Below are 14511 nucleotides of genomic sequence, written 5' to 3'. Positions count from 1 at the left end.
CTTTTAATCAGACTTAAAAGTTTGACACATGTGTCAAACACAAACATAAGAAGAATTAATGATATACTACTACTCTATCATTCAAATTATTAACTTACTTTCAGGAGAGCGGGAAAGATTTGAGGTTCTTTAAGTTTTATCCCCCGTATTCTGCCGTTCTGAAGCATATTGGCTTGGGGAAACTTTATATTCGGCTACAAAACATTTCGAGAAATAAGACGGATTTGAATATCCCACCATATACATAACTTCTGAAACAGAAAACCTATTTTGCAACAATAACGCGGCTGCTTTCTTCATTCGTATCCGACGAATAAGCTCTACAGGAGTGACTCCTGCCAACTGCTTTACCTTCCGGTACAATTGTTTATTATCCATCTCCACTAATTGGCAAAGCATAGAAACATTGAATTCTGTATTTTCCATGTTTTCTTCCATGATGGAAACAAGCTTGATTATAAATGCTTCCCCTGTATCCATTTCTTTCTCCTGTATCTGTATAGGTTCCCCAATTGTTTCAATATTCAGTCGTTTCTCTAACCTGCGCCGGGTTTTAAACAACTGTTCCAACCGTAGCTTCAATTTATCAATATCAAACGGTTTAGATATAAACGCATCTACTTCTGCTTTCATGCTTTTGAGTTCAGTATCTTTATCATCTTTCGCTGTCAACATCACAATAGGTACTAAAGCTATTTGCAATTTTTTTCGTATCACCTTACAAAATTCGATTCCATCCATTTCCGGCATTATCTGATCTACAAGAATTATGTCCGGATGGTGTTCTGAGGCAATAGTTATCCCATCTTTTCCATTTAAAGCATACAAGCAACAGTATTCTTTAGAAAAAGCTTCCACTAGATAAGTTACCATTTCAACGTTATCATCAACAATCAATAATATGGGTTTTCCTGATAGCAAACTCAATTGCTGATCCGCCTGAGAACAATTCTGTATGGAAGATATACAATTTGCACCGGATAAAGGTAAGGTTATGGTAACTAAAGTTCCACAATTGTCACCAACACTGCTAATGCTGACATGACCATCATGTAGTTCTATAAACTTCTTAACTATATACAGACCAATACCACTTCCATCTTTACGTCTATCTTTATTTTTACTCTGAAAGTAGCGAATAAAGATATAAGGAAGGTCTTCACGCTTTATGCCACTGCCAGTATCCGAAATTTGTATAGTAACCATTTCTGCTGCCTGAATAATGGTAACTTCAATTTCCCCCCCTTCAGCAGGAATGAATTTAATAGCATTAGTGATTATATTCGATAGTACAGATTCCATTTTTATCATATCCAGATTCATCCATATTTGCTCTTTATCGGATATGAAGACTGTCCTGATATTTTTCGACACAAAAGTCGCAGAAAAAGTATCCAAAATATTCTTTGTAAAAGAACATAATTCGATATTAGAGCGAATCAAAGTATTCTCACTAGTATAATCAGCCTGCTTGAAATCAAGCACTTCATGAATTAATGAATTTAATTTTAACGCATGTCCATATACAGACTCCAACCGCTTTTTATGTTCCGGCTTCTTAATTTCTGTAATCAGAGTACTCAAAGGAGCTATGATTAGGCTTAAAGGAGTCTTGAGTTCATGAGAAATATGGATGAAGAAGTCTAATTTCAGATTTGATAATTCTAATGTTTTCTCTTTCTCTATACGCTCATATTTCAATTTGATATTCCTTCGGATGTATTTTATGATAATAAAAGCGATACTTGCCAATATAAGTGTATATATAATATACGCTATCACCGAAGCATACCATGGCGGAAGAATGGTAAAAACAAACTCTGTAACCGGGGATAGTTGAGGATTATCGGAGTTCCCATTCCGCATGAACAACTTATACGTGCCGGCATGTAAATTGGCAAAAGAAATATGATTCTGTCCCGGTTCTAATTTACTCCATTGTTTACTGTTTCCCAAACGATAATAAAATTCTGATTCTGAAGAATAAGCTAATGTGGAAAACTCAAATGTCAGATTCTTTTCCGCATGTGGCAATTCTATCTTATTCTGATATCGGATACTACTCCCTGCATAATCCACCATAGGCAATAGTTGCCTATCATTGCTCCGGACAGCTGTTACAATAACCGGGGCAGCTCCCTTTTCACTTTTTATGACATGAGTGGATACATAAGATATTCCATCATATCCTCCCCATAAGATGACATCATGTTGCCTGTCATAGAATCCGGCTTGGTAATATCTTCCTGAAAATGCCATATCGGTTCTCTGCGATGAGACAATATCCCATGCCATGACTCCTTCCGTACACGAAACCCAAATATTGGTATTTTCCAACACAAATGAGTGTACCTGGCTTCCCTTGGCTAATTCACCTATTTTCTCACTGGTATAAGTCAGGACATTAAGTTTATAAATCTCGTTGTTTGATGAATACCAGATAGATTGAATTCCATCATAAATCATCCGATTCGGATAAACGTCTAATATATGTATTTTACGGGCTTTGCAGTCTATCCGGGCTAAGCCTTTTTGAGTATTAACCCAGATGAAACCATATTTATCAGTCTCTATCTGATAAGCAATTTCACTTACTTTGGTTGAAATCAATGAATCAGACAAGTTCCATTCCGCCCGAAACAAAACCCGATCATCGTGTGCAAGCAATTCCCGCTTGTTAACGATAAATATTCCGCCCAGATAAGTCGCAATCCATAGGCTGCCATATTCATCCTCATAAACATCATACGCCCAATTTGCTTTCTTCCGATTCGACCTGTCCACTATGTTATAATGTACAAACTTCTCCCTCTCCCTATCATATCTTGCCACTCCGGCATCCGTAGCAATCCATACAATATGATCACGATCTTCATATATACATCTGATTTTGTTATGCCGAAGCAAGTTCTTCGGATTCTCAGTATTAAAGCATTTCACTTTACCATTCTTGTCAAACAGTAAAAGTCCGTTTGTTCCTCCTAACCAATACCCTCCTTTGCTATCCTTATATATATGGGTAAAATCATTGCCATTCCTCTCATCCGTCAATTCAGAAATATGAATAAACTGAAAAGCAGAATCATCAACAATCAATGATATACCATAGTCAGTCCCTAACCAAACATTATTATTTCTGTCAATATAGCTACAAGAAATTACATTATTACACAAAGACTGCTCGTTTCGCAAATCATGAAGTATATGATTCACTTTTCCCAAACCCCGGCTATAAATATACAGGCCATTATCCGTACCCATCACAATGTTATTCTTGTTATCAAATGCCAATGTTTTAAAAGTATTTGATGGTAATGCAAGAGGCGTTTCTACACGAGAGTCATTAAGGCAATAGCTGAGCAGATATCCTTCTGTCCCAATCCATAGACAATTCCGTTGTTCATCCCACAGCAATGAATTCACCATTAACTTCCGGAACTTTTCAGGCAATATGACTGTCTCTCTTACTTGTTTTACCGGGTCATAGCAACTTAATCCATCATAAGAACCTATATAAAGCTTACCATCGGCCGATTCAAACGAATAAACGATTGATTTACTTTTTTCGGAATCTAATGGCAAATGTAATATGGATTCATCCTGAAAATCATAGTACAGTAATCCTTCATCATTAGTTCCAATCCAAAGTTTATTATCCCAAACAGCCAAAGAGCGGACAGATTTGACCACTTGAGTGACCGGATACAGATTCTCAAACTGTTCAGTAAACAGATTAAGATATCGCAGCCCCTTGTTAGTCCCGATACAAAGATATTCTTTACTTACTTGTACAATCGCAGTGATATTGGCATACTCTATATCGGTTTCTCTTGCCAATTTATAAATCTGATATCCATTATAAGAGAATAGACCGCTTTGGGTACCGACCCACACCAATCCTGTATCATCTTGAAAGATTACATTTACAACATTAGACTCTATTGGGAAATATATATTCTTAAAACTTTTATACCGATAATTATACGGAAAAGCAGAAGACAGATTATCAGAGCTATACGCCTGCATGCCCCAAACTAAAATATAAACCAAAAGAAGTGTTTGCTTGCTAAGAATAATATTCTTTATAATCAGAAATCCTTTCATATATAGGGCCTATTCAGGCATTGATTAAAGCGAAGGTAATAATTTAATTCAATAAAGAGATATGCTGAGACCATTAAAACAAAAAAATGGAGCAAACTATTCAGTCATAGGCTGTCCGTTTGCTCCATCCCCATCAATTAGATTATTTTTTGGGACCGGAATAATTATTATACCAGTCTGTATATTTAGTACCCTTTGACTCTGCCCATTTCGAGAAATCAAGATATTCACTGTCAATACGGTGAGATTCTGTCACCGGCTTGAAGCCCAATACAGGAATATCAATGGCAAACGGATATTCCCCTTCACGATCAATGTAATAAGCATCTTGATTAGTGCCGATAAGGGACTGATTCGCTAAGGATGTGGCTTTATACTTAGGCAAATGCACCTCTGTCCTATCCTTTTGTCCCTCAGCATATTTTACAATGATATATGGATTATAAGCCTTCAAATCATCTTTCGTAAATGAAGCATTAAATTCCCTGGTTATTGTATAAGTCTTACCGATACTTTCCTTAGCATTAGGTGTCACTATAATGGACGACGTTTCACTTTCTACTTTTACACCCGTTGAGGTCACTTTACCAAATTGTCCGGGATCTATCTGATAAGCGAACGCATTTGAGAATGTAGCGCCATCGTGTACCGGAGTAAATATATCGGTTATCTTCGTTACCATATTCTTGGTATTAAAGGCAACTTCACGCCTGTATTCTACTATTACATCATTCATGTCATAATCACCGCCCGAAGGCCAGATATCTTCAAAGGCCAATGTACCTTTCAGAGGTTCCACCGGATCCGGTTCCGGATCGTCTTTACCGTCATCAGGTTTAATAATAGGTCTATCGGGATCATCAATACTTCCTTCCGGAGTGGCGTCTACATAGAATAAGAGGTCACAGTAGCTTTGGTTCGCTCCATCTTCAACTCCTATAATCGTTTTTCCGCTCTTCTCATCTTTCACAGAAACGAATCCATTCCAATTCTGAACAGCCTCATTAGAAGTACGGAGAGTGGTTGTTTTAATTTCATCTGTTCCAACATTATAATCATGTTTGTAGCCATTATATCCATCAGCATAGAGAAACCAGCCTACCATATATCCTTCCGGAAATTCTTCTGTGGCATTACCGGCATCATCATAATAGAGTAAACGTACTGTATTTCCACACTTTAGTATAGGTAATTGACCTCCAAACGCTGAGAAGGAAACATTTGGAAATACAATATATTTCTTCACACTGTTCACATTTACTCTATCTGATTTCTTATAAAAATAGTACCCAAACGTATTATCAAAAGAAGCATCCCGATCAAGGAATACCACATCCAATTTTGTTTTCTCTTTTATCTTTATATTAGTAACCTCGGGTGCTACAAACAATCCTGAGTTATCCCCTTTTGCATTATAAGAACTGAAGAATTTCTTCAGACGGTTTGTTACATCTGAAATATTCTCATCACCAATCTGATTCACAGACTTAATATAACCCTTATTAATGTAATCTTTATTTAAAGTACTGTTATTATAAATATAAGTAAGATTTCCTCCCTCTCCCCATTTACACAGTGAATAAAGATTCTTAGACTTATCAATAGTATACGGAGGCTTTGCTTCACTAAAGGAATAAGATCGCGTAGAAGGTCTTAACTGATTCACACTCATATCAAGGCTAACAGCATTGTCTTTAATTTCCATTTCCACACATCTTGGCAACCCCCAGGTTTCTGTACATAAATAAATTTTCTCCACCGAGGTCGGTATATTCATTTTCCCCTCATACTTTCCGTTGTTATCCGTATAAGTTTTGAATATAGCCTCCACTCCTTCTTTTTTCACCGACGTACCTTCTACTATCTCCATAGGATTCTCGTCATATACTTCTACAAGAGCAGTAAAACCCGGAACATCATAGTTCACCAGAAGTTTTACATCACCACGTGTTTCAAAACCGAAATATTCATCCGCATCAGGCAAAGGTTGTTTTCCTGCATCCGGATTATACACGTCTTTTTCCATGCATCCTGTCACCAAGCTGCCGAATACGATTGTGACAGCCACAATCATAATACCTTTTAAGTACTTTTGTCTCATAAATACATTCTTAAGATTACATAGTTAGTAATAAACTATGTGCAAAATTAGGCTATATCAACCGAGACAATAGCCACAAAATGGACAAAGAGTAACACAAAAAAGACAAGTTTAGTATTAAGAAGATAAAGCCATCTGATTATTAGTCAACTACAAAATTTTCCGACTTAAAGTTACTATAAAATCTACCGGAAATTACCGTAAATTTCAGGACACAATAGTCGGGATCGGTCACACCTTCCGGATAATACATGGTATCGCCGTCCTGCCATATCATTTCCTTACTGGCGCCGTCGGTCAGTACTTCCATTGTGCCTCGCAACATCACTCCCCGGAAGAATCTTGTATCACAAAAGTAAATACTTGCATGATTATTCTTCCGGTATTGTGCAACACGCATCGACGAAGTGTTCGTGGTCAGGTAGATAACTTTTATCCCTTCCCTTTTTCGGGGCTGCAACATAGCTTTGATATTCGGAAAACCTTCCGCATCTATCGAACCAATGAAAGCGGTTTTCAACTTATCAATCATGCCTCCTACTGTTTTCTCTGCATCTCTCATCATCTCATTTTTTTATAAGTTATTGTTGCGGCAAAGATAAACACGGCACAGAGAATCAATGTAATAAAAACAAAGGGAGAAATAGCACTTTTCACGGTTTATATAGTTTCCGGTAAGCTAATGGCGTCTCTCCCGTACACTGCCGGAAACAGCGGACGAAATAAGCTACAGTGGAGAAATGAAGTTCAAACGCCATGTCTGATATGGAATTATCGGTGTAGATAAGCTGCTTTTTGGCCTCATCCATAATCTTATTCAGGATGTATTGTTTGGCACTGATGTTCATTGCCGAATTTACAATCTCATTCAGATAGTTAGGAGTAATACAGAGCTTATCTGCATAAAAACGGACGGAATGTTGTTCTTTCAGGTTCGCTCCGACCAGTTCTACAAATCTGCTGACGTGAATGCTGCCGGCTTCCTTATCCTTCTCTACCTGAGATAGTATATTCAGATAGCCCCGGTTCAGCAGCATAAGGGCTTCGTAAAGCAATGCCCTCAGCACATGCACATCATTCTGTCTGTACAAGCCGATTTCTGCCTTTATATCATGCAGAAGCTGCATCATGCGCTTATAAAGTTCATCAGACAAATGGAGTTTAGAAGCTGTCTTTTCCAGATTGAAGAACGGGAGATGTTGCACAAACAAAGAGTCCTTGAAGAAGGAAGACAAGAACTCATCTTCAAAAATCAGCGCATAACCATCTGCAATATGGGCCGTATCCCAATTCCGTATTTCGCCAGGTTTGGAGAAGAACACATCGCCGGGAATTGCTTCACATATCTGATTATCAATAGAGAATCTCCCCTCCCCTTCCGTAATGAAAGTAATATCATAATAAGTCAACGTATGCACAGCCCCTTTAGCCAGAAACCGCTTCACGTATTTCAGTTCCACGACATCCACTAAAAGTTCACTCCCATACTTATGTTTATAAAACGTATACCGGGGGATTGATTTCTTCATTTAATAATCTCTTATTTATGAATAAACTCTTACCATGAAATTACAACCCGCAAATATATTCATTCCTGTCATAATTCCACTTACACACCTGATTTAAAATTATGTTTTTCGCATCTGCCGGTGATATTTAGAATGAATATTTATTTCCTTGTCATTTCTTTTACTAACTTTGACAATCAATACATATAAAAATTACTCTAATGAAGAAACAGTTTGCCTTATTACTAATGGGAATACTTGTTCCTGTTTGCATCTATTCCCAGGATATTTCAGGTACGTGGAACGGAAAATTATCACTCCCTACCGGTTCACTCACCATTTGCTTCAATCTGCAAAAGACGGAACAAGGTTATACATCCACCTGCGACAGTCCGGATCAGGGAGTTAAGGGTATTCCTACAGAATCAACCCTTTTCAAAGATTCGGTACTAACGATTCAGATTCCCAATATACATGCCTCTTATAAGGGAAAACTCGGAGCGGACAACAAGATATATGGAAACTTCACACAAGGCATCCCATTGAAATTAGATTTGGAAAAAGGAGAATCCGCCAAGATGAACCGTCCGCAAGAGCCTCAACCCCCTTTCCCTTACAAAGTGGAAGACATAACCATTGAAAATCCGCAAGTCGGCATCACACTTGCCGGAACATTGACTTTGCCTGAACAAGGGAGTAAATTTCCGGCAGTAGTATTAGTGACTGGTAGTGGCCCGCAAAACAGGGATGAAGAAATCATGGGACACAAACCTTTTTTAGTGATTGCCGATTACTTAACCCGCAACGGAATAGCCGTTTTGCGCTGCGATGACAGAGGTGTAGGCAAGTCGAAAGGAGTATATGCATCTGCCACGAATGAAGATTTTGCCAGCGATGCGGAAGCTGCTTTCCAGTATCTGAAAAGCAGGAAAGAAATAAATTCCAAACAAATAGGAATCATCGGGCACAGTGCCGGAGGAACCATAGCTTTTATGCTGGCTGCCCGGAATAAAGAAGTGGCTTTCATCGTTTCGTTGGCAGGCGCCACCATTCAGGGAGACAGCCTGATACTAAAACAAAGTGAGATGATTTCCAAATCCAGCGGTATGCCGGATGCTGCATGGGAATTGACTAAACCCGTGCTACGCACCCGCTACGCTTTATTAACCCAGGATAAGAGTACAGAAGAAATCCGGAAGGAATTGTATGCCAATGTTGCGCAAACACTTTCTCCCGGACAACTGCAAGACCCCAATGTCATGAAACAGGCAGAGGCTCAAATGAACTCAATGCTCTCCCCCTGGTATTTGCATTTCATGAGATATGACCCTACTTCCGACTTAAAGAAGACCAAATGCCCCGTCCTGGCTCTCAATGGAGAGAAAGACCTGCAAGTAGACGCCGACATGAACCTCGGAGCAGTGGAGCAGTGGGTGAAATCCAACGGAAACAAACAAGTCACCACTAAAGAATATCCCGGTCTGAACCATCTGTTTCAAGCGTGCAAGACTTGTACTATCAACGAATACGGACAACTGGAAGAAACTATAAGCCCAGAAGTGCTGAAAGATATGTCAGAATGGATTCTCAATTTGAAGAAGAAATAAATATCCGGAGATTACCCCCGATGCTTATTTACCTACAAACTTGAATTCACGCTCATTGTATCTGTCGCCGACATTGGGGTACTTCTTCAACAGATGTTCTATGTCCGCAATATCTTCGGCAGACAAATCCACATCAGCAGCTTTTGCATTCTCTTCCAGATACCGGGAGCGTTTGGTTCCCGGTATAGGAATGAGATTCTCACTTTGTGCCAACACCCAGGCCAAGGCAAACTGTGCAGGAGTAATCCCCTTCCCCGCTGCGATTTCCGCAAATCCGGCAGATAACCTTTGATTGTTTTCCCAATGTTCACCGTTGTAGCGGGGCAGATGCTTTCGGTAATCATCCGTTCCCAGAGCTTCTACATGAATTGTATTAGTCACCAGTCCCCTGCCTAAAGGTGAAAAAGACACCAGGGTAATCTCCAGTTCTTTCGTCAATGGCACTATTTCCTTTTCCACATCACGAGTCAGCAAAGAATACTCACTCTCAACGGCGGCAATGGGATGCACGGCATTAGCTTTTCTCAAAGTTTCGGGAGAACACTCGCTCAGTCCCAGATAACGGACCTTGCCCTCTTTTACCAGTTCAGCCATCGCCCCTACCGTTTCCTCAACAGGAACAGACGAATCTATCCGGTGGGCATAGTACAAATCTATCGTCTCAATCTTCAACCGTCTGAGGCTTTTCTCCACCGCCTGCCTGACATATGCGGGAGAGCCATCCACATAGCTCTCGCCTCCACCAAACACGCTGCCTTTCTCATTACGCAACCTGAAACCGAACTTCGTCGCAATAAAAATTTGATTTCTCTTTTCGCACAGCACTTTAGAGAGCAGTTCTTCATTGGCTCCGTTGCCATAGACATCCGCCGTATCCCAAAAGTTCACGCCAAGTTCCAGGGCACGATACAACGTTGCCATACTCTCTTTCTCATCCGCCGTTCCATACGCAGCACTCATCCCCATGCAACCCAACCCTATTGCGGACAGTTGCACATCCGTTTTACCTAACTTTCTATACTTCATAATTCTAATATTTAAGTCGATGCAAAATTAGGCGATAGCACACGGATGGATTAGCACTATTCAAAGCATCATTTGTACAAATCAAATAGTTGCCTGTTCCCGCACTTTGGTCGGTGACTGATCGGTATGTTTACGATAGAATTTACTGAAATAGGAAATAGATTCAAAGCCCAGGCTGAATGCAATTTCAGATATGGAGCGATTGGTATGCTACAAATATTGGGTAGCTTCTTTGACGACTCTTCCGGCAATCAGTTCGGATGTCGTTTTTCCGGTAGTCTCTTTAATAGCCTTATTCAGATGGTTGACGTGTACGGACAACCGGTCGGCATAATCGGCAGGAGTATGCAAAATCAGTGCGGCACGGGGGTAATCTACTGGAAACTGTCTTTCTAATAATTCAAGAAACAATTCGGCAATGCGTTGCGAAGCATTCGGATGCGATTCATACTGATTGATATCCTGCATCTTCACAGCCGTATGTATCAATAAATGCAGATAACACCGCAATACATCGGACTTGCCTGCATAGTCAGATTGTAGTTCCTCCTGCATCCGGGCATATATGTTTTGCACATTCGCCAATTGCACTTCATCCAAAAAGAAAACCTTATCACCCGTCAGCCTGAACAAAGGTGTATTTGCTAAAGAGCCGTTCTTCTCTTCCGTTCGTACAAACTGTTCATTAAATATGCAAAACATTCCTTTCTGTTCTTCACTGACTGACTCCCACGCATAAGGCACCAAAGGATTAGAGAATAACAAGGCAGGACGGTCCACCAATATCCATTTATCGGCATAATACAATTTTCCCGTCCCCACTATCAGAGTCACTTTATAGAAATCCCGATAACTGAATTGCACCGTCCCGAAGTTACATTGCCGGAAGAAGAGATTGAAATATTCTTTCTCTTTGGAATAAACGGCATCCGGCTTCGGGCCGTAGCATTGTATTCTCTTATAGAATTGAGGAATTGTTTCAGGCATAATGCATATGGGTTTTGCTACAAATTTACTGATTCTTCTTTAATTCTACCGCAGCAGAATAAAGTAATTCACAATAAATCATTCTGAATCAACCAATAAATGCTCCTTATTGAAGTATTTTTGCAATTTCCTCCATATGCCTGTTATCCGTTCCGCAACAACCGCCAAATATCCTAAAATTATATTCTGATTTCAGTTTCATCATACTTTCCGCCAAGTCAAGAGGTGAAGAGCACTTCAAGTCGCAGGAACCGTCCAACTCACTGTAAGACAAGGCAGAGGTGTTGGCTTGAATGCCAATGAAACGAGTACGTACTGTTTCAGTTTGATTGAATTCATGTAAAAGGGCTTCGCACACAATACAGGGATGCACACAATTCGTCATATAGCATACAGGCTTGTGAGGCACGTTGTCATCAATAAAACGTATAGCATAGTCAATGGTATGTCCGCCAATGAGTTTTCCGTCTCTCTGTATTGTAAAGCTAATGATATATGGAATATCAGTATCGGACATCGCTTTCGCCATACCTGCCGCTTCGGCCAGCACAGGCATAATACCTGCGTAAAGGAAATCCACTTTTCCCTTTTTGAATAACTGCGCTTGCCAATAATGAAAATCGTGAGCTTCTTCCGTTCCCAAAGCACCGGCACCGGTATAAGCATCTCCTTTGCATCCCATCAAACCGCCCATGTACATTTCGAGGTCTGACGTATCTTTAATTCTCCGAAGAAAATCCACATTATCCAGGATAATAGTCTCATCATATCCCGACTTCACAACCCGTTCCTTATTCGCCCTCCGTGTAGGAGTAGTAGCCATGAATGGCAAACTATATTTGTGTGCAATACTGATATATTCACGCCACAAGCTTTTCAGTGCCATCCGTCCTTTTTCGTTATAAATCAGGTCAGCCATAGCAACATTGCCATTGATATCCAATCCATATTCACGCTTGAGGCGTTCTCCCAGTGCTCCTTCCATTAGTATCGGAGAATTAGAAGTTATACAGGTTCTGAAATTCATAAGAGTTTCTTTATTTGTTTTATCAAGTCTTCCATCTTTCGCTTATTCTTTTCAATCATTCTCGGCCGCAAAAAGAACCAGTTAAAACCGATCCATAAAAGTACAACAGAATATGCTGCCACACCGAATATGAAAGATCTTTTTAAAGTATATTCATACATATAGAGTCCAATTCCTGCGGACAACAAAATGAAATAGAGATTCATCAGTTTGGTCTGCATGATATGCTCCCTGCTTCTGACCTTAAGCAAAGCATTCAGGTAATCCATATTCGACTGTTTTTCGTCTATTTTCCTATATAATGAAGTCAAACCATTATTAAAAACAAGAACCGCTCCCATTGGAAGGACCGATAGTATTATTCCTATTTTGGTACTCATCAATTCCGGTTTAAAGTACACCCAGATAAAGATGATAAAGAGAATAGTAAGCAATAAAACCACATTGAGGATGACCGTTCTCCTAATTCTCTTTTTTCTGAAACTTTCTATTTTTCCAAGTATGCCGGACTGGTCAACAGCCGGCACCACCTGCCTGTTCCACAATTCCCGTATATCTATATCATTTTCCATATTCTTTCATTTTCTTTGTTAACAACGCTTTTATACGATGGAGTTTCACTCGGATATTGCTCTCGGACAATCCTACGATTTGTGCAATATCCGATTGCCTGACATCTTCCAGTTCCAGCGAAATAATGATACGGTCTATCTCTGGAAGTTCGGCTATAGACTTATACAATATGCGGATCTGAGGTTCGATATCTACAACTTCCTCCTCGGGTAAATCAACAGGTAATTCGGTTGAAACGATTCGTTGCTGCCGCTCCAATTGGCGAAGGCAATTGTTGGTTGCAATACGGAATATCCAGGTACTGATATTGGCTTCATTCCTGAAAGCAGGCAGATGTTGCCATACTTTGACAAATGTGTCCTGAGCCATATCCTGCGCTAAATTATAGTCGTTTACGTATCCCATACACAAACGGAATATTTTGCCCCAGTATTCCTTATATATTACTTCAAATTCCACTTTTTATTCTTTAATGAATTCACTTATCTGATTCATAAACCACTCTTTATCATCAAACATCACGAAATGCAACCCCTTATTAGCATATGCAAACTGCACTGTAGACAGTTTTTTATATTGTTCTTTTATAACCGCTTCTATATTCTTGAAATGAGGTTCCAGCAAAATCAAAGAAGGAACTGTTATGCTCTTTATCCGTTCCCTCAAATCGGTGTTCGAGAAATCACAATACATCTTAGCGAATGTTTCGCGGTCGGACTTCAATCCCCAATTTACAATCTCATCGAATTTCGATGAATCGGTAGTAAGACTTGCAGCACTCATTCTTTGCATCCGGGCGAATTCTTCTTCATTCATCGCGCTGATCCGGTTAATCATCTCCGAACAATCCTTATCAGGAAACGACTTAAATTCCGGATTGGTCAGAGCCATTAAACAAGGCAAGGCATCCACTACTACAATTTTCCCGGCAAGATAAGGAAAATCGGATGCAATTGCAAGTGCCAACCCACCTCCCATACTATGGCCAATAAGAATCGGCTTTTCTATATTCTTCTCTTTTATAAACCGGGCTATCTGCATTTTCCAGCTCTCAAATGAAGGGTTCTTTTCCGGTGAAACTCCTGCAAAGCCTGCCATCGTCAAAACATAGCAAGTATAATCCTTCTTCAACGCTTCAACAGTTTCCTTCCAGACATCTCCCGAACAAGCAAACCCTGGAATAAATACAATAGCTTGCTTTCCCGTCCCTGATTTAATTGCTGAAAAGGAGTAATCTTGTGCATGAACTAAAGAGGAAGCAAGAACGACCACTATGACAAAAAACACTTTTTTCATTATCATTCGTTTTTAGATTTATCTTTTAGATACAAGAGGCTTCAGAATGTTACAGAAACGGCTAATTTATTTTTCAGACCATCTCAACTCCACCAGTAAATTAAGAGATGAATGATAAATAGTTGTTAATTCCATTTTGAGATAGCGAACTATTTTTTCAAAAATAATGTTGTTGTAAATAAACAGCAGACTTAACTATAAATCAAAGAAAACTGAATTATGAAAAAGAGATCCTGTCAGTTCTATTTATTTTAAGCCAAGCGCCTGTTTTTCGACAATTTA

10 protein-coding genes and 1 pseudogene are annotated in these 14511 nt (G+C 39.5%); 1 reads left to right on the top strand and 10 read right to left on the bottom strand.

All coding sequences use genetic code 11. The features are described from left to right. Positions 1 to 129: 129 nt before the first annotated feature. The 4 genes from QZ135_RS08180 to QZ135_RS08165 form a co-directional block, all read right to left on the bottom strand. On the bottom strand, positions 130 to 4104 hold the full coding sequence (locus QZ135_RS08180) for a two-component regulator propeller domain-containing protein (protein ID WP_294607717.1): 3975 nt from the start codon (positions 4102 to 4104) through the stop codon (positions 130 to 132). A gap of 142 nt (positions 4105 to 4246) precedes the next feature. After that, positions 4247 to 6205: an LruC domain-containing protein gene (locus tag QZ135_RS08175; RefSeq protein ID WP_294607714.1), complete on the bottom strand. Its 1959-nt coding sequence runs from the start codon at positions 6203 to 6205 to the stop codon at positions 4247 to 4249. A 142-nt stretch (positions 6206 to 6347) separates the two neighbouring features. Beyond that, positions 6348 to 6770, bottom strand: coding sequence for a pyridoxamine 5'-phosphate oxidase family protein (locus tag QZ135_RS08170; protein WP_294607712.1), 423 nt, complete (start codon positions 6768 to 6770; stop codon positions 6348 to 6350). 88 nt (positions 6771 to 6858) lie between these two features. Next, positions 6859 to 7734, bottom strand: coding sequence for an AraC family transcriptional regulator (locus QZ135_RS08165; protein WP_294607710.1), 876 nt, complete (start codon positions 7732 to 7734; stop codon positions 6859 to 6861). 200 nt (positions 7735 to 7934) lie between these two features. Between QZ135_RS08165 and QZ135_RS08160 the strand changes: the two genes are divergently transcribed. Then, positions 7935 to 9320 carry an alpha/beta hydrolase gene (locus QZ135_RS08160; RefSeq protein WP_294607707.1) on the top strand — a complete coding sequence of 462 codons (1386 nt, stop codon included), beginning with the start codon at positions 7935 to 7937 and terminating at the stop codon, positions 9318 to 9320. Positions 9321 to 9344: 24 nt separating this feature from the next. Here the strand turns inward: QZ135_RS08160 and QZ135_RS08155 are convergent, their stop codons facing one another. The 6 genes and pseudogenes from QZ135_RS08155 to QZ135_RS08130 all read right to left on the bottom strand — a co-directional run bounded on the left by QZ135_RS08155 (position 9345) and on the right by QZ135_RS08130 (position 14235). Beyond that, positions 9345 to 10346: an aldo/keto reductase gene (locus QZ135_RS08155; protein ID WP_294607704.1), complete on the bottom strand. Its 1002-nt coding sequence runs from the start codon at positions 10344 to 10346 to the stop codon at positions 9345 to 9347. A gap of 81 nt (positions 10347 to 10427) precedes the next feature. Continuing rightward, positions 10428 to 11333 (bottom strand): annotated as a pseudogene (locus tag QZ135_RS08150) (helix-turn-helix domain-containing protein). A gap of 106 nt (positions 11334 to 11439) precedes the next feature. Continuing rightward, entirely contained in the window at positions 11440 to 12360 is a 921-nt protein-coding gene (locus QZ135_RS08145) for a homocysteine S-methyltransferase family protein (RefSeq protein WP_294607701.1), read from the bottom strand. Beyond that, complete coding sequence (locus QZ135_RS08140) at positions 12357 to 12932, bottom strand: hypothetical protein (RefSeq protein WP_294607699.1); 576 nt, start codon at positions 12930 to 12932, stop codon at positions 12357 to 12359. The genes QZ135_RS08145 and QZ135_RS08140 overlap by 4 nt, the downstream gene beginning before the upstream one ends. Then, complete coding sequence (locus tag QZ135_RS08135; RefSeq protein WP_294607697.1) at positions 12922 to 13392, bottom strand: RNA polymerase sigma factor; 471 nt, start codon at positions 13390 to 13392, stop codon at positions 12922 to 12924. The genes QZ135_RS08140 and QZ135_RS08135 overlap by 11 nt, the downstream gene beginning before the upstream one ends. Positions 13393 to 13395: 3 nt before the next feature. Continuing rightward, positions 13396 to 14235, bottom strand: a complete 840-nt coding sequence (locus QZ135_RS08130; RefSeq protein WP_294607694.1) for an alpha/beta hydrolase — start codon at positions 14233 to 14235, stop codon at positions 13396 to 13398. Positions 14236 to 14511 lie beyond the last annotated feature (276 nt).

This window comes from uncultured Bacteroides sp. (genome assembly GCF_905207245.1).
Taxonomy (GTDB): domain Bacteria; phylum Bacteroidota; class Bacteroidia; order Bacteroidales; family Bacteroidaceae; genus Bacteroides.
Note: the sequence above shows the minus strand (reverse complement) of the source record. Positions and strands in the feature narration are given on the sequence as shown.

What these genes read in the sequence shown, in the direction of transcription:
- QZ135_RS08180 (WP_294607717.1), bottom strand. Translation starts at nt 4,104, where the DNA reads ATGAAAGGATTTCTGATTATAAAGAATATTATTCTTAGCAAGCAAACA.
- QZ135_RS08175 (WP_294607714.1), bottom strand. Translation starts at nt 6,205, where the DNA reads ATGAGACAAAAGTACTTAAAAGGTATTATGATTGTGGCTGTCACAATC.
- QZ135_RS08170 (WP_294607712.1), bottom strand. Translation starts at nt 6,770, where the DNA reads ATGATGAGAGATGCAGAGAAAACAGTAGGAGGCATGATTGATAAGTTG.
- QZ135_RS08165 (WP_294607710.1), bottom strand. Translation starts at nt 7,734, where the DNA reads ATGAAGAAATCAATCCCCCGGTATACGTTTTATAAACATAAGTATGGG.
- QZ135_RS08160 (WP_294607707.1), top strand. Translation starts at nt 7,935, where the DNA reads ATGAAGAAACAGTTTGCCTTATTACTAATGGGAATACTTGTTCCTGTT.
- QZ135_RS08155 (WP_294607704.1), bottom strand. Translation starts at nt 10,346, where the DNA reads ATGAAGTATAGAAAGTTAGGTAAAACGGATGTGCAACTGTCCGCAATA.
- QZ135_RS08145 (WP_294607701.1), bottom strand. Translation starts at nt 12,360, where the DNA reads ATGAATTTCAGAACCTGTATAACTTCTAATTCTCCGATACTAATGGAA.
- QZ135_RS08140 (WP_294607699.1), bottom strand. Translation starts at nt 12,932, where the DNA reads ATGGAAAATGATATAGATATACGGGAATTGTGGAACAGGCAGGTGGTG.
- QZ135_RS08130 (WP_294607694.1), bottom strand. Translation starts at nt 14,235, where the DNA reads ATGATAATGAAAAAAGTGTTTTTTGTCATAGTGGTCGTTCTTGCTTCC.